The sequence below is a fragment of the Citrobacter sp. CtB7.12 genome, from assembly GCF_001297795.1.
Taxonomy (GTDB): domain Bacteria; phylum Pseudomonadota; class Gammaproteobacteria; order Enterobacterales; family Enterobacteriaceae; genus Citrobacter_A; species Citrobacter_A amalonaticus.
In genome coordinates this window covers 66,451-83,272 of record NZ_LIFT01000003.1, presented here as the reverse complement: position 1 = coordinate 83,272, position 16,822 = coordinate 66,451, and the positions used below count along the sequence as shown (strand labels likewise).

Sequence of the window (16,822 nt, the reverse complement as noted above, 5' to 3'; positions counted from 1 at the left end):
GCACCCATTACTACATTAAATCGGCAAGCTTATAGCTTAACGTATGTTCCGCTGTGGCCAGGGTGAGCTGGTTGGCGGTCAGGTCTACTTGTGCGCCCTGTTTCAGCATGGTGCTGAGGGTATTGTCCAGCTCGTTGAGCTGGGGATTGGCGCACATCATTCGGGTCATCGCCATCTCTTTTACTTTCAATGCACCGTCAGAAAGTGATGCCTGACCGTTGAAGCGATTACACATATTGCCCGAAATCATCATCTTTTCGCCAAAACTCAGTTCAAGCGGATGACCCGTTGCATTGACCGGTTTACCGTCTACGCTCTCCAGCACAAAGCGGTGATGCTGTAATTGCTCACGGCTGACCGATACTTTTCCGTTGCTTACACAACCTGCAACCAGCAGGCTCAGCGCAACCAGCGCTATGACCTTCTTCATCTTAACTCTCTGCATTTAAACGTAATCGCCACCGACAGCATACCTATTTCATCGCCAGTGGCTTTGGGGAAATTCTGAAATGCCCTCCTGCGAACAGGAAGGCGGCGGTTCAGAACAGGGCGTTAGGGCAGGTTTCTCCGTTCGCTAACTGCTGTAAATTTTGCAGCGTAGTCTCAGAAATACTGGTCAACGCTTCAGCGGTGAGGAAAGCCTGATGCCCGGTAAACAGGACGTTATGACAGGCCGACAGGCGACGGAAAACATCATCCTGGATAACGTCGTTCGACTTATCTTCGAAGAACAGATCGCGCTCGTTTTCGTAAACGTCCATCCCCAGTGAACCTATTTTCTGATTTTTCAGCGCTTCAATCGCCGCCTGAGAATCGATCAGGGCGCCACGACTGGTGTTGATGACCATCACGCCATTTTTCATCTGATCAAACGCGGCATGGTTCAGCAGATGATAGTTTTCCGGCGTTAACGGGCAGTGCAGTGAAATTACATCGGATTCGGCGAACAGCGTCGGCAAATCAACATACTCCACGCCGAGTTCGAGCGCAGCTGCGCTGGGGTACGGATCAAACGCCAGCAGACGCATTCCAAAGCCTTTCAGAATACGCAGGGCCGCGATGCCGATCTTCCCGGTACCAATCACCCCCGCCGTTTTTCCGTGCATCGTGAAGCCGGTTAACCCTTCCAGTGAGAAGTTAGCATCACGAGTACGCTGATAAGCGCGATGAATACGGCGGTTCAGCGTCATCATCATGCCCACCGCATGTTCCGCGACGGCTTCCGGAGAATAGGCCGGGACACGAACGACCTGCAGACCTAACTCTTTTGCCGCATCCAGATCGACGTTATTGAACCCCGCGCAACGCAAAGCAATGTACTTAACGCCATGATTTTTCAATTCTTCGAGCACCGGGCGACTGCCATCATCGTTCACGAAAATACAAACCGCCTCGCAGCCATGAGCGGTTTTAGCCGTTTTCTCCGTCAACAGAAAATCAAAGAATTCAAGTTCAAAACCAAAGGCTTCGTTAACCTGCTGCAGGTACTTTTTGTCGTACTGTTTTGTACTGTAGACGGCGAGTTTCATAAGTCTTTCTCCAGTGATATCGAATCACAATTATCGAATTCAAATTATTTTACAAAACATAAAATATTATTGAAAGTGATACCTATAATGAATAATTCTAGAGCATCAATAGATTGTTCGTTCAGTGTATCGATTGCAGATTTCAGCAGGTGACAGTGCTGCTCCACACCTCTGTTTCGGTGACACAAACAGCCCGCTGTTCGTCAGGATACGACTGATATGGCGTCAACATCGATTAATATCAATATGTTCCTGTGCAACAGTCTGCATTTCAACCGAACGATTTACTCACTTTCTACGGCCGTTGACTTTCACATTATCCGGGCCAGATTGCAGAATAGAGGGCAATAGTTTGTCGGCTATTGCCCGCTATTAATCTTTAGATTTATCTGATAAGTCTCTGTAATTTATCTGACTTTCTGATCTTAACGATGGTGAAAAGTTTGTGTGTCACCCTGGAGCATCTATTCTTAATCTGGGCATGGTTAACTAAACATGACACAATAACGGCCTAATTCGGCTTAATTTTTCGCTAAATCAGGATATTAACTGCCCATGAAGGGTAAATATAAAGCCGTTCTGGCGCTTCTCTTACTCGTGATCCTCGTACCGTTGACTCTGGTGATGACGCTGGGGTGGTGGGTTCCGACGCTGGCGGGCATCTGGCTGCCAGTTGGAACGCGCATTGCACTGGATGATAGTCCCCGATTCACGCGCCACGGTTTACATATTCCTGAACTTCGCTATCTGGTTGATGATTGCCAGTTGGCCAGGGTCAGTCAGGCCTGGTTGTCGCATCCCAGCCGTTGGCAACTGGATATTGGCACACTGGAACTCGATTCTGCCTGTCTGGCAAAACTGCCGCAAACGGAACAATCTCCCGCGGCGCCGCGCACTCTCGCGGAATGGCAGTCCATGCTGCCCAATACCTGGATCACCATCGACAACGTTATTCTTTCACCCTGGCAGGTGTGGCAGGGCAAACTGAACGTTTCGCTGACCCCTTCGCTCCAGCAACTGCGTTATCAGGGCGATAAAGTGAAATTTCAGGGGCAGTTGCGCGGTCAGGCGCTGACGGTGAGTGAGCTTGATGTCATGGCGTTTGAAGGCCAACCGCCGGTCAAACTGGTTGGTGAGTTCACGATGCCGCTGGTGCCGGATGGACTGCCGGTGAGCGGGCACACCGTTGCCACGCTCAGTCTGCCGCAGGAGCCATCGTTGGTCGATGCGGAACTGGAGTGGCGTGAGAATGCCGGGCAGCTCATCGTAATGGCACGGGATAATGCCGATCCGCTGCTTGACCTGCCGTGGGAACTCACGCGTCAGCAGTTAACCATCAGCGACGGACGCTGGTCGTGGCCCTATCAGGGTTTTCCCCTCAGCGGGCGTCTGGGTGTGAAGGTGGAGAACTGGCAGGAAGGCACCGAGAACGCGGTGATCAGCGGACGGTTTAATGTGCTGACCCAGGGGGAGGCGGGGAAAGGGAACGCCGTGCTTTCGTTTGGGCCGGGAAAACTGAGCATGGACGACAGCGCGATGCCGCTGCAACTGACTGGCGAAGCCAAGCAGGATGATCTGATTTTCTATGCCAGATTACCTGCCCGGTTGACCGGCAGCCTGACCGATCCGGAGCTGGCGTTTGAACCTGGCGCGCTGCTGCGCTCGCGCGGACGGGTCATCGACTCACTGGATATTGACGAAATTCGCTGGCCGCTGGCGGGCGTGAAGGTCACGCAGCGTGGCGTGGACGGACGATTGCAGGCGATTCTGCGCGCCCATGAGAATCAGATGGGGGATTTTGTTCTGCATCTGGACGGGCTGGCGAATGATTTTCTGCCCGATGCGGGGCGCTGGCAGTGGCGCTACTGGGGCGAGGGCAGTTTCACCCCGATGCACGCGAAATGGGATGTGGCAGGCAAAGGTGAATGGCATGACAACACCATCACGCTGACCGATTTGTCTACGGGATTTGACCAGCTTCAGTACGGCACCATGAAGGTTGAAACACCCCGTTTAATCATGGATAAACCGGTCGAATGGGTGCGTGATGCGGCACATCCCCGGTTCAGTGGGGCGCTCTCGTTCGATGCCGGAGAAACCCATTTCTCCGGCGGCAGCGTTTTGCCGCCCTCAACGCTCAAGTTCAGCGTGGAGGGGCGCGATCCAACTTTTTTCCAGTTCAAAGGCGATTTGCATGCCGGGGCGATCGGCCCCGTGCGGTTAAACGGTCGTTGGGATGGCTTACGTTTACGTGGTCAGGCCTGGTGGCCAAAACAGTCACTGGAGGTGTTCCAGCCGCTGGTGCCGCCAGAGTGGAAAATGAAATTACGTGAGGGCGAACTGTATGCCCAGGTGGCGTTTTCGGCAGCGGCAGAACAAGGATTCGAGGCCGGTGGTCACGGCGTCTTGAAAGGCGGCAGCGCCTGGATGCCGGATAACCAGATCAACGGCGTCGATTTTGTATTGCCGTTCCGCTTTAGTGAGGGCGCGTGGCAACTGGGCACGCGCGGACCGGTGTCGCTACGCATTGCCGAAGTTGTCAACCAGGTGACTGCTACCAATATCACCGCCGATCTGGAAGGCGCTTATCCGTGGAGTGAAGCCGATCCGCTGCTACTGACTGACGTGAATGTGGATGTGTTGGGCGGTAAGGTTTCCATGCAACAACTGCGCATGCCGCAGCACGATCCGGCGCTGGTGCGGGTGCAAAATATCTCCTCAAGCGAACTTATCAGCGCAATAAATCCGAAACAGTTTGCCATGTCCGGGCCGGTGAGCGGTGCGCTCCCTCTGTGGCTGAACGATGAGAAATGGATTATCAAAGATGGCTGGTTAACCAATCCGGGTCCGATGACGCTGCGCATCGATAAAGACACCGCCGATGCGGTGGTAAAAGACAACATGGCAGCAGGGGCGGCCATCAACTGGTTGCGGTATATGGAGATTGCCCATTCATGGACCAAAATCAATCTGGACAATCTGGGCGTATTGACGATGCAGGCGCAAATTCGTGGCAACAGCCATGTGGATGGCAAGGTCGGTACGGTGAATCTCAACTATACCCACGAAGAGAATGTCTTTACGCTGTGGCGCAGTCTGCGCTTTGGCGACAATCTCCAGGCATGGCTTGAACAAAATGCGGCGCTGCCGGAAAAAACCTGTCAACAAGGCAAGGAATGTGAGGAACCTTAATGAAAACAATGATAGCCGTGCTGGCGCTTTTCCCGCTGTGGTTCGTAACGGGCTGCACGCCGCGCATTGAAGTCGCGGCGCCAAAAGAGCCCATCACCATTAATATGAACGTCAAAATTGAGCATGAGATTCATATCAAAGTAGATAAGGACGTTGAAAGCCTGCTCAAATCCCGCAGCGACTTGTTCTGAGGTGATGATGAAAAGAACCTTTATTCTGGCGGCGCTCATTCTGAGTTTGCTGAGTGGCAGTGCCTTTGCGCTGACGTTAAATGAGGCCAGAACCCAGGGCCGGGTCGGTGAAACGTTCAATGGCTATCTGGTGGCGCTGAAACAGGATGCGCAGACGCTGGCGCTGGTCAGTGAGATCAACAAAGCACGCAGCGCCAGCTACCAACAGTTGGCCGAGAGTCATAACATCCCGGTCGATGAAGTGGCGAAAATGGCCGGACAGAAACTGGTCGAGCGGGCGAAACCAGGAGAATATGTCCAGGGCATTAACGGGAAGTGGTTGCGGAAATAATCATTTCACATTGCCGTCTGCGGTTTTTCCTTTTTGTTGGGTGACGCGTAATAATTTGCAGGGTAAGTTTCTATACTCTGTTTTCTTACGCGCTATTCAGCAGAAGGGGCAGTTATGGCAAGTCACAGCATCACAGAAACGTTTACTCTCGGTTCCCGGCAGGTCAAACGCATAGGGTATGGGGCGATGCAACTGGCGGGGCCTGGGGTTTTTGGTCCACCGCGCGATCGTCATGTTGCCTTGACGGTGCTTCGGGAAGCGATCGCGCTGGGCGTCAATCATATTGATACCAGCGATTTTTACGGTCCGCACGTTACCAATCAAATCATTCGCGAAGCGTTGCATCCTTATCCGGACGATCTGGTGATTGTCACGAAAATCGGTGCCCGCCGTGGAGACGATGCCTCCTGGCTACCGGCATTCTCACCAGCGGAACTCAGGCAGGCGGTTCACGATAATCTGCGCAATCTGGGTCTGGATGTACTGGATGTCGTTAACTTACGCATTATGCTGGGCGAGGGTCACGGCCCGCATGAAGGTTCCATTGAAGAGAGTTTCAGCGTGCTGGCTGAGCTTCAGCAGCAGGGGCTGGTCAGACACATCGGTCTGAGCAATGTGACTGCCAGCCAGGTGGCGCAAGCGCGCAGTATCGCAGAGGTGGTCTGTGTGCAAAATGAGTACAATATCGCCCATCGTCAGGATGATGCGCTGATCGACGCGCTGGCGGAAGACGGCATTGCTTACGTTCCCTTTTTTCCGCTGGGCGGGTTTACGCCGCTACAGTCTTCAACGCTCTCCGACGTGGCCGCAAGCCTGAATGCAACGCCAATGCAGGTTGCGCTGGCATGGTTGCTCCATCGCTCACCGAATATTTTGCTGATACCGGGTACCTCTTCAGTGACGCATCTGCATGAAAACATGGCGGCAGGGGATCTGACACTTTCAGCGGAAGTGCTGGCGACCCTGGACAGTATTGCGCAAAAGGCATGAGGCGGAGGTTGACCATGACTGAAAAACGAAATGCACAATGTCACTGCGGGGCTGTCAAATTTACCGTTCAACTTAGCGATGGGTTTAATACCATCCGGCGTTGTAACTGTTCATTTTGTCGGATGCGCGGTGCGGTGGTTGTTTCTGCGCCGTTGATGGGGATAACGGTTCTCTCAGGGCAGGATAAACTGACGGAGTATCGTTTCAATACCGGCACAGCAAGGCACTTTTTCTGTTCAGTGTGTGGGATTTACACTTTCCACCAGCGACGTTCCAGTCCGGATCAGTATGGCGTGAACGTGGCATGCATTGAGAATGTGTCGCCGTTTGATTTTGCCTGCGTGGAAGTCACTGACGGGGTGAATCATCCGAGTGATGGTGCGAGTAATGGCGTGGTGGGATATTTGCGTTATCAGGCGAAGTGATAAAAAAACCTCCCGCCGGAGCGGGAGGGGAGAACTTACGCTGCAACCACGCTATCGATGGCGGCTTTGGCGTCAGACTGCGCTTTAGACGCCACTTCCGGGCCGTAGGCAATCCCTTCTGCGAACACGAAGTTCACATCGGTGATGCCGATAAAGCCGAGGAAGACTTTCAGATACGGCGCAATCAGGTCAGTTGGGGTGTCTTTGTGGATACCGCCACGGCTGGAGAGGATCACTGCACGTTTACCGGTCACCAGACCTTCCGGCCCTTTCTCGGTGTAGCGGAACGTCACGCCAGCACGTGCAATCAGGTCGAAATAGTTTTTCAGCTGCGTCGGGATGTTAAAGTTGTACATCGGCGCCGCGATAACGATCACGTCGTGTGCTTTCAGTTCAGCGATCAGCTCATCAGAGAGCGCCAGTGCGTCCTGTTGACGAGGCGTCAACGGCGCGTCGCTCGGGCGCAGGGCACCCACCAGTTCGCCATCCAGTACCGGGATCGGATTAGCAGCCAGGTCACGGACGGTGATTTCGTCAGCAGAGTGCTTTTCACGCCACTGTTCAACAAAATAATCAGACAACTGACCAGACTGAGAGTACCCTGCCAGAATACTGGATTTGAGAACTAATACCTTGCTCATGGGTGTTTCCTTATAGGTGTTTGAATGGGCTGTGCCCCGTTGCTTGTTGACACTTTATTCACAATCCTGTCGCAGAGAAAGCGCAATATATCGAATCCTATGTTCGAATTTATTGAACAACACACAAAATGTGCTGATGTGGTACTCTATACCTATCATTTAGAAGAGATTTAACCAGGCAGTGCTCTGCCTTTTAACGCTATGACAGAACAACAAAAATTATCCTTTCATGCCTTACAGCAGCAGTTAGATTCATTAATGCTGCGCGATCGGCAGCGCTTTTCGCGCCGCCTGCACGGTGTGAAGAAGGTTAAAAATCCTGATGCACAACAAGCCATTTACCAGGAGATGGCGAAAGAGATTGAACAGGCAGCAGGTAAAGTTGTGCTACGTGAAGCGGCGCGACCAGAGATTACTTACCCGGAAAACCTGCCCGTCAGTCAGAAAAAACAGGCGATCCTCGACGCCGTTCGCGACCATCAGGTGGTGATCGTGGCCGGGGAAACCGGCTCGGGGAAAACCACTCAGCTCCCGAAAATCTGTATGGAACTGGGGCGTGGGGTGAAAGGGCTGATTGGCCACACCCAGCCGCGTCGTCTGGCGGCGCGAACGGTGGCGAACCGTATCGCGGAAGAGCTGCAGACAGAGCCGGGCGGGTGCATTGGTTATAAGGTGCGCTTTAACGATCACGTCAGCGATAACACGATGGTGAAGCTGATGACCGACGGTATCCTGCTGGCGGAAATTCAGCAGGACCGTCTGCTGATGCAGTATGACACCATCATTATCGATGAAGCGCACGAACGCAGCCTGAATATCGATTTTCTGCTCGGCTATCTGAAAGAACTGCTGCCGCGCCGTCCGGATCTGAAAATTATCATCACCTCCGCGACCATCGATCCGGAGCGTTTTTCGAAGCATTTCAACAATGCGCCGATTATTGAAGTGTCTGGGCGCACCTTTCCGGTGGAAGTCCGCTATCGACCGATCGTCGAAGAGGCCGATGACACCGAACGCGACCAGTTGCAGGCCATTTTCGATGCGGTAGATGAGCTGGGGCGTGAAAGCCCCGGCGACATCCTGATCTTCATGAGCGGTGAGCGCGAGATCCGCGATACCGCCGACGCACTGAATAAACTCAACCTGCGCCATACGGAAGTGTTGCCTCTGTATGCGCGACTGTCGAATAGCGAACAGAACCGTGTCTTCCAGTCGCACAGCGGGCGGCGCATTGTGCTGGCGACCAACGTGGCGGAAACCTCGCTGACGGTACCGGGGATCAAATATGTGATCGACCCTGGTACGGCGCGTATCAGCCGCTACAGCTACCGCACCAAAGTACAGCGTTTGCCGATCGAGCCCGTATCGCAGGCCTCCGCCAACCAGCGTAAAGGGCGCTGCGGTCGTGTATCCGAAGGCATCTGCATTCGTCTTTATTCTGAAGATGATTTCCTGTCGCGTCCGGAGTTTACCGACCCGGAGATTCTGCGCACCAACCTGGCGTCGGTCATTTTGCAGATGACGGCGCTGGGGCTGGGCGATATCGCCGCGTTCCCGTTTGTCGAAGCGCCGGATAAGCGCAACATTCAGGACGGCGTGCGTTTGCTGGAAGAGTTGGGTGCGATTACCACAGATGAACAGGCGACGGCCTATAAACTGACGCCGTTGGGGCGCCAGTTGAGCCAGTTGCCGGTGGATCCGCGCCTGGCACGCATGGTGCTGGAAGCGCAAAAACATGGCTGCGTGCGCGAGGCGATGATCATTACCTCGGCGCTGTCGATTCAGGATCCGCGCGAACGCCCGATGGACAAACAGCAGGCGTCTGATGAAAAACACCGTCGCTTCCACGATAAAGAGTCCGATTTCCTTGCCTTTGTGAATCTGTGGAATTACCTCGGCGAACAGCAAAAAGCGCTGTCGTCCAACGCGTTTCGTCGCCTGTGCCGGACCGACTATCTGAACTATCTGCGCGTGCGTGAGTGGCAGGATATCTACACCCAACTGCGTCAGGTGGTAAAAGAGCTGGGTATTCCGGTGAACAGCGAACCGGCGGAATACCGCGAGATCCATATTGCGCTACTGACCGGGCTGTTGTCGCATATTGGCATGAAAGATGCCGATAAGCAGGAATATACCGGCGCGCGTAATGCCCGTTTTTCGATTTTCCCCGGTTCCGGCTTGTTCAAGAAGCCGCCGAAGTGGGCAATGGTTGCGGAGCTGGTGGAAACCAGCCGTCTGTGGGGGCGCATTGCGGCACGCATCGATCCCGAGTGGGTGGAACCGGTCGCTCAGCATCTGATTAAACGCTCGTACAGTGAACCGCACTGGGAGCGGGCGCAGGGCGCGGTGATGGCGACGGAAAAAGTGACCGTCTACGGTCTGCCGATCGTCGCAGCGCGTAAGGTGAACTACAGCCAGATTGATCCTGCGCTGTGCCGTGAACTGTTTATCCGCCATGCGCTGGTGGAGGGCGACTGGCAGACGCGTCATGCTTTCTTCCGCGAAAACCTCAAACTGCGTGCCGAAGTGGAAGAACTGGAGCATAAATCGCGTCGCCGTGACATTCTGGTGGACGACGAGACGCTGTTCGAGTTCTACGACCAGCGCATCAGCCATGATGTCATTTCTGCCCGTCACTTTGATAACTGGTGGAAGAAGACCAGTCGCGAGACGCCGGACCTGCTCAATTTTGAAAAGAGCATGTTGATCAAAGAGGGCGCGGACAACGTCAGCAAGCTGGATTACCCGAACTTCTGGCATCAGGGCTCGCTGAAACTGCGGTTGAGCTATCAGTTTGAACCGGGGGCGGATGCGGACGGGGTGACGGTACATATTCCGCTGCCGTTGTTGAATCAGGTCGACGAAAATGGTTTTGAATGGCAGATCCCGGGCTTACGTCGCGAACTGGTGATTGCGCTGATTAAATCGCTGCCGAAGCCGGTGCGGCGTAACTTTGTTCCGGCCCCGAACTATGCCGAGGCGTTTTTAGGCCGCGTGACGCCACTGGAGCTGCCGCTACTGGACGCGCTGGAGCGTGAGCTGCGTCGGATGACAGGCGTGACGGTTGACCGCGAGGACTGGCACTGGGATCAGGTGCCCGATCATCTGAAAATCACCTTCCGGGTGGTGGATGATAAAAACAAGAAGCTGGAGGAAGGGCGCTCGCTACAGGAGCTAAAAGACCGGCTGAAAGGAAAAGTGCAGGAGACGCTCTCGGCGGTGGCCGATGATGGCATTGAACAGAGCGGGTTGCACATCTGGAGTTTTGGGCAACTGCCGGAAAGCTACGAGCAAAAACGTGGCAATTACAAAGTCAAAGCGTGGCCTGCGCTGGTGGATGAGCGCGACAGCGTGGCGATCAAACTGTTTGATAATCCGCTGGAGCAACAGCAGGCGATGTGGTCTGGCTTACGCCGTTTGTTGCTGTTGAACATCCCGTCGCCGATCAAATATCTGCACGAGAAGCTGCCGAATAAAGCCAAGCTGGGTCTGTACTTCAACCCGTACGGCAAAGTGCTGGAGCTGATTGACGACTGCATTTCCTGCGGCGTGGATAAGCTGATTGATGCTAACGGTGGTCCGGTCTGGACGGAAGAGGGTTTTGCCGCGCTGCATGAGAAGGTTCGCGCCGAGCTGAATGAGACGGTTGTGGAGATTGCGAAGCAGGTCGAACAGATCCTGACCGCCGTCTTTAACATCAATAAACGCCTGAAGGGGCGCGTGGACATGACGATGGCGTTGGGGCTTTCCGACATCAAAGCGCAGATGGGCGGACTGGTGTATCGCGGATTTGTCACCGGCAACGGCTTCCGTCGTCTTGGCGATACGCTGCGTTACTTGCAGGCGATTGAAAAACGTCTTGAGAAACTGGCGATTGATCCCCATCGCGATCGCGCGCAGATGCTGAAAGTCGAAAGCGTACAGCAGGCCTGGCAGCAGTGGTTCAACAAGCTGCCGCCGGCGCGACGCGAAGACGAGGAGGTGAAAGCGATCCGCTGGATGATTGAGGAGCTACGGGTTAGCTATTTTGCTCAACAGCTGGGAACGCCGTATCCCATTTCGGATAAACGTATCCTGCAGGCGATGGAACAGATTAGCGGGTAATTCAGTACCGGATGGCAATATATTGTCCGTAAGCCCGATAAGCGCAGCGCCATCGGACGCAGGTGAGACGTTCGAGTCTGTACCGTATTGTTACAGAAGCGGCCAGAGGATCTGGCCGCGAAGAGATTACAATTCGTTAGGCTGAGCGTTGATCGCCGGGCTACGTTTCACCCGACTGGCAAAGAAAATGGCAACCAGGGATATCGCCACGGTGGTAAGCAGATACCACGCCACGGGCACCCAGTCGCCGTCATATTTCGCCAGCAACCCGGTAGCGATGAGGGGAGCGGTACCGCCCGCCAGCGCTGCGCCAATCTGGTAACCGAGAGTGATGCCGGTGTAGCGAACGTTAGCGCTGAAAATTTCCGAGCACAGCGTCCCCAGCACGGCGGTGACCGGTGCCCACAGCACGCCGAACATCACGATGGTCGCCAGCATAATGCCCCAGGTGGTGCCGGTATTCAGCAGCAAGAACCATGGCACGATAAACAGGCCAAGCAGGGCGACGCTGATGGCATACATCCGTTTGCGGCCAATTTTGTCCGACAGCAGCCCCATCAGCGGGATCATCACCGTAGCAATCAGTGCACCCACGGTGACGGCTTCCAGCACCTGGGACTTCTGATAACTCAGTGTGCTGGTGGCATAGCTGACCACAAAGGTCGAGAAAATATAGAACGGCGCGGTTTCCACCACCTTCAAACCTGCGGCAATCAGCACTTCACGCCAGTGATGAGTCAGCGTATCGCGCAGCGGTGCTTTGGCAACCTGACCCGTCGCTTTGACCTTTTTGAAGTCTGGCGTTTCATCGATATCCCGACGGATCCACAGTCCTAACAGCACCAGCACGGAGCTCAGCAGGAAGGGAATACGCCAGCCCCAGGAGAGGAAATCTTCCTCGCTAAACAGGGTCATCAGCGAGACGATAAACGTCGCCATCAGCATGCCAATAGTCACGCCCGCCTGCGGAATACTGCCGAAGAAGCCTTTGCGTTTTTCCGGCGCGTATTCATAGGCCAGCAGGAGTGCGCCACCCCATTCGCCACCAATGCCCATCCCCTGAATGATGCGCATCAGGATAAGCAGAATGGGGGCCCAGATACCGATCATCTCATAGGTGGGCAGTAGACCGATCATCACCGTCGCGCCGCCCATCAGGGAAAGCGTCAGCACCAGCGTTTTCTTACGCCCGATGCGATCGCCGATGTGGGCGAAAATTACCCCGCCAATCGGGCGAATAAAAAAGGTCAACGAGAAGGAGAGGTACGAGAGGATCAGACCGATTACCGGGTCAACCATCGGGAAGAAAATCTTGTTAAACACCAGCGCAGCCGCGGTGCCATACAGAAAGTAATCGAACCACTCAATCGCACTGCCGGTCAGACTGGCGACAAGTACCTTCTTATTTTTCTTCAGAATAACCGTACTGCTTTCATGGGTCGTCATTAACTGTAAACCTCCGCCAGAGAACAAAAAAGGTGTCACCTGGCAGTGCGGCAGGTGCAACCTGTTACGTTAAAAGGTTGTGAAATTGTTAATCAAACTAGGTGTGTTAGTAACATTTAACAAGAGGAGGCACGCCGTAATGGGCTAAAAAGAGAGCATTTTGCCAGGATTAATTTCTGTAATTTCAGAATAAATGACGTTAATTATTCATATTCTGATAATTAAACAGGATAATGTGCAGGTGCAACCGCCCGATTTTTAGACGTTTTGTGTTATTTCACTGAGATGACAAAAAAAGCGTCGAAATATCAATCATCAGCCTTTCAGAGAGATCTACTGTTTATTCAGCGTGGGTGCGGTACTCTGCTGAAGTAAGAGGAGGAGCTTAATGATGCAACCGTTCCCGAGACTTTCCACCACCACCCTTGAGGCGATCAACACGGTGGGGCAGTGGCTGGCGCAGGATGATTTCTGCGGCGGGCCTGCTTACCCGGCAGACTGCGTGGTACTGGCGGGCAATGCCGTCATCCCGACAATTGACGCGGCCTGCCAGATAGCCCAACAGCAAGAGGTTACGCTGCTGATCGCTGGTGGGATTGGTCACTCCACGACCTTCCTGTATGCCGCCGTTGCCCAACATCCCCGTTACAACACGATCCAGACGACCGGACGCGCCGAAGCCGCCATCCTGGCGGATATTGCCCGGCAGTTCTGGCACATTCCCGCAGACAAAATCTGGCTGGAAGATCAGTCAACTAACTGCGGAGAGAACGCCCGTTTTAGCGCGCAAATGATCGCGCAGGCCGCAACACCGATTAACACGGCCATTGTGGTACAGGATCCTACGATGCAACGGCGTACCGTAGCGACCTTTCGCCGGGTAACCCGTGACGATCCGGACGCACCGCGCTGGCTGAGCCATCCGGGATTTACGCCTGTCTTGTGTCAGCAGGAGGACGATATTGTATTTGCTAATGACCCTGGCGGCCTGTGGAGCATCGATCGCTATATAGCGCTGGTGGTGGGCGAAATCCCGCGCTTGCGCAATGATGACACCGGCTATGGACCTCGGGGGCGTGACTTCATTGTGCATGTGGATTTTCCGCCGGAGGTCGAGGCCGCGTGGCAGATCCTGCAACAGGATGCGGCGTTGAATGAGGCGATGAACCACCGTTCGTTACGCTAACACCTGCCCGTTTGGGAGTGTTTTCTCTCAAACGGGCAAAACAAAAATGCCTGCGTTTTCGTTCTCCCCAGCCTGACGCCTCTCTTTTATGAAGCAGTTCACAGAATTACGACACCAGCCGGGATCGCTAAGGCATGATTGATATTTTTTAACAATAGTTTCACTTGTTAAAAACAATTCAATCACAGGAGTAGCGCATGTCAGTACCCGTACAACATCCTATGTATATCGATGGACAGTTTGTGACCTGGCACGAGGATGCCTGGATTGATGTCATCAACCCGGCGACGGAAGAGGTGATTTCGCGTATTCCTGATGGTCGTGCAGAAGACGCGCGCAAAGCCATTGCAGCGGCGGACCGTGCGCAGGCTGAGTGGGAAGCGCTGCCAGCGATCGTTCGTGCTGGCTGGCTGCGCAAAATTGCCGCCGGGATCCGTGAACGTGCTGGCGAAATCAGTGCCTTAATTGTGGCTGAAGGAGGAAAAATTCAGCAACTGGCCGAGGTGGAAGTCTCTTTTACTGCCGACTATCTCGACTATATGGCGGAGTGGGCTCGTCGCTATGAAGGCGAAATTCTGCAAAGCGATCGCCCTGGCGAGAATATCTTGCTGTTTAAGCGCGCGCTGGGGGTCACCACCGGGATCCTGCCGTGGAATTTTCCGTTCTTCCTGATCGCCCGTAAGCTGGCTCCGGCCCTGTTGACCGGGAACACCATCGTGATTAAACCCAGCGAATTCACGCCCAATAACGCGATTGCGTTTGCCAAAATTGTTGATGAGATTGGTCTGCCGCGTGGTGTGTTTAACCTGGTGCTGGGGCGTGGTGAAACCGTCGGCCAGGAACTGGCCGGTAACCCGAAAGTGGCGATGGTCAGCATGACCGGCAGCGTGGCAGCAGGTGAAAAGATTATGGCGACTGCGGCGAAAAATATCACCAAAGTGTGCCTGGAGTTGGGTGGCAAGGCGCCAGCGATTGTGATGGATGATGCCGATCTTGAACTGGCGGTCAAAGCGATTGTGGATTCCCGGGTCATCAATACCGGACAGGTTTGTAACTGCGCGGAGCGTGTCTACGTACAAAAAGGGATTTATGACCTGTTCGTGAACCGCCTGGGCGAAGCCCTGAAAGCGGTACAGTTCGGGAATCCAGGCGAGCGTAACGATATCGCCATGGGGCCGCTTATCAATGCCGCGGCCCTGCAACGTGTGGAGCAGAAAGTGGCGAGGGCGGTACAGGAGGGGGCGCGGGTGGCGCTCGGCGGCAAAGCCGTTGAGGGCAAAGGTTACTTCTATCCGCCAACATTGCTGTTGGATGTTCGTCAGGAGATGGCCATCATGCACGAAGAGACCTTTGGCCCTGTGCTGCCTGTGGTGGTCTTCAACACGCTGGAGGAGGCTATCGCGATGGCTAATGACAGTGATTACGGCCTGACATCGTCTATTTATACGCAGAATCTCAACGTCGCGATGAAAGCCATTAAAGGGCTGAAGTTTGGTGAGACTTATATTAATCGCGAGAACTTTGAAGCAATGCAGGGCTTCCACGCGGGATGGCGTAAGTCGGGGATTGGCGGCGCAGACGGCAAGCACGGGCTGAACGAGTATCTGCAAACCCAGGTGGTTTATTTGCAGTCCTGATCGGCAAAGCAGGGCGGAGGTTTCACTCCGCCTTTACGCTTAAAGTTTGACGAACTTATCAAGGGTACGGATCAGTTGCGTCACGAATCCGTATTCGTTGTCGTACCAGGCCACTGTTTTTACCAGTTGCAGATCACCCACCTCGGTAATTTCGGTCTGGGTGGCATCAAACACAGAACCAAAGTGCGAACCGATAACGTCTGAGGAGACAATTTCTTCATCGGTATAGCCGAAAGATTCATTGTTGTGCGTGGCTTTCTTCAGCGCGTTGTTAACCTCTTCCGCCGTCACTTTCTTAGCCAGAATCGACACCAGTTCAGTGACAGAACCGGTTTTCACCGGCACGCGCTGAGCATGACCTTTCAGCTTGCCGCTGAGATCCGGAATAACGAGACCAATTGCTTTTGCCGCGCCTGTGGTATGCGGAATGATGTTTTCAGCGGCCGCACGCGATGCGCGCAGATCTTTGCCACGCGGACCGTCCACCAGCGACTGCGTGCCGGTGTAGGCGTGAATGGTGGTCATGGTGCCCACTTTAATACCAAAATTGTCGTGCAGCGCTTTCGCCATCGGCGCCAGGCAGTTGGTGGTGCAGGAAGCCACCGAAACAATCACATCACTGGCATTCAGCGTGTCATCGTTAACGTTGTAGACAATGGTCTTCATATCGCCAGCCGGCGCGGAGATCAGCACTTTTTTCGCGCCAGCATCGATATGCGCCTGAGACTTTTCAGTTGAGGTATAAAAGCCGGTGCATTCAATAATGACTTCCGCTCCTTTCGCTTTCCACGGGATATTTTTGGCGTCTTTTTCTGCATAAACCGCGATCGTTTTCCCGTCAACAATCAGCGCGTCTTCGGTAAAGTCCACGCTCCAGGGGAACGGACCATAGTTAGAGTCATGCTTTAGCAGATAGGCAAGGATTTTAGGGGAGGTGAGGTCGTTGATCGCGACCACATCAACATCGCTTTTGACTTCGAGTAACCGACGCAACACCAGGCGACCAATACGACCAAAACCGTTAATGCCAATTTTACTCATGATTAACTCCTGTGAGGATGTAGCGGACATTCTTTTTTCCCTACCAGGCATAGTCCAGGATGCCGGGGTGAGCAATCGCACATCTTGCCGTTAACCCTAACTGTCTGAA

Annotated in this window: 12 protein-coding genes and 1 pseudogene; 8 read left to right on the top strand and 5 right to left on the bottom strand. The window is 54.1% G+C overall.

All coding sequences use genetic code 11. The annotated features are described in order from the left end of the window. Nucleotides 1–10: 10 nt before the first annotated feature. On the bottom strand, nt 11–430 hold the full coding sequence (gene hslJ, locus AOY24_RS04380) for a heat shock protein HslJ (protein ID WP_054176219.1): 420 nt from the start codon (nt 428–430) through the stop codon (nt 11–13). A gap of 109 nt (nt 431–539) precedes the next feature. Continuing rightward, nucleotides 540–1,529 carry a 2-hydroxyacid dehydrogenase gene (locus tag AOY24_RS04375; RefSeq protein WP_042318863.1) on the bottom strand — a complete coding sequence of 330 codons (990 nt, stop codon included), beginning with the start codon at nt 1,527–1,529 and terminating at the stop codon, nt 540–542. A gap of 555 nt (nt 1,530–2,084) precedes the next feature. Between AOY24_RS04375 and AOY24_RS04370 the strand changes: the two genes are divergently transcribed. The 5 genes and pseudogenes from AOY24_RS04370 to AOY24_RS04350 all read left to right on the top strand — a co-directional run. Further along, nucleotides 2,085–4,721: a YdbH family protein gene (locus AOY24_RS04370; protein ID WP_054176218.1), complete on the top strand. Its 2,637-nt coding sequence runs from the start codon at nt 2,085–2,087 to the stop codon at nt 4,719–4,721. Then, nucleotides 4,721–4,912, top strand: coding sequence for a YnbE family lipoprotein (locus tag AOY24_RS04365; protein WP_054176217.1), 192 nt, complete (start codon nt 4,721–4,723; stop codon nt 4,910–4,912). Before AOY24_RS04370 ends, AOY24_RS04365 begins: the two co-directional genes overlap by 1 nt. 7 nt (nt 4,913–4,919) lie before the next feature. After that, a complete protein-coding gene (locus AOY24_RS04360) occupies nt 4,920–5,243 on the top strand; it encodes a YdbL family protein (protein WP_043000610.1) in 324 nt (107 codons plus the stop codon). Between the two features lie 114 nt (nt 5,244–5,357). Then, complete coding sequence (locus tag AOY24_RS04355; protein WP_054176216.1) at nt 5,358–6,233, top strand: aldo/keto reductase family oxidoreductase; 876 nt, start codon at nt 5,358–5,360, stop codon at nt 6,231–6,233. 14 nt (nt 6,234–6,247) lie between these two features. Continuing rightward, a pseudogene (locus AOY24_RS04350) lies at nt 6,248–6,696 on the top strand (GFA family protein); the annotation flags it as partial. On the opposite strand, the gene azoR reads toward AOY24_RS04350, so the two are convergent. Next, the gene (azoR, locus tag AOY24_RS04345; RefSeq protein ID WP_043000613.1) at nt 6,694–7,299 is read right to left on the bottom strand and encodes an FMN-dependent NADH-azoreductase; all 606 of its coding nucleotides are present in this window, start codon (nt 7,297–7,299) and stop codon (nt 6,694–6,696) included. The pseudogene AOY24_RS04350 and the gene azoR overlap by 3 nt on opposite strands. Before the next feature lie 201 nt (nt 7,300–7,500). On the opposite strand from azoR, the gene hrpA reads away from it, so the two are divergent. After that, nucleotides 7,501–11,403, top strand: a complete 3,903-nt coding sequence (gene hrpA, locus AOY24_RS04340; protein WP_054176215.1) for an ATP-dependent RNA helicase HrpA — start codon at nt 7,501–7,503, stop codon at nt 11,401–11,403. Between the two features lie 126 nt (nt 11,404–11,529). Here hrpA and AOY24_RS04335 read toward each other — a convergent pair whose 3' ends face one another. After that, a complete protein-coding gene (locus AOY24_RS04335) occupies nt 11,530–12,849 on the bottom strand; it encodes an MFS transporter (RefSeq protein WP_043000615.1) in 1,320 nt (439 codons plus the stop codon). 391 nt (nt 12,850–13,240) lie between these two features. Between AOY24_RS04335 and AOY24_RS04330 the strand changes: the two genes are divergently transcribed. Both AOY24_RS04330 and aldA read left to right on the top strand, forming a co-directional pair. Then, nucleotides 13,241–14,035, top strand: a complete 795-nt coding sequence (locus AOY24_RS04330) for a YdcF family protein (RefSeq protein ID WP_054176346.1) — start codon at nt 13,241–13,243, stop codon at nt 14,033–14,035. A gap of 197 nt (nt 14,036–14,232) precedes the next feature. Next, nucleotides 14,233–15,672, top strand: a complete 1,440-nt coding sequence (gene aldA, locus AOY24_RS04325) for an aldehyde dehydrogenase (protein WP_044257845.1) — start codon at nt 14,233–14,235, stop codon at nt 15,670–15,672. Nucleotides 15,673–15,711: 39 nt separating this feature from the next. Here the strand turns inward: aldA and gap are convergent, their stop codons facing one another. Further along, a complete protein-coding gene (gap, locus tag AOY24_RS04320; RefSeq protein WP_054176214.1) occupies nt 15,712–16,713 on the bottom strand; it encodes a type I glyceraldehyde-3-phosphate dehydrogenase in 1,002 nt (333 codons plus the stop codon). Nucleotides 16,714–16,822 lie beyond the last annotated feature (109 nt).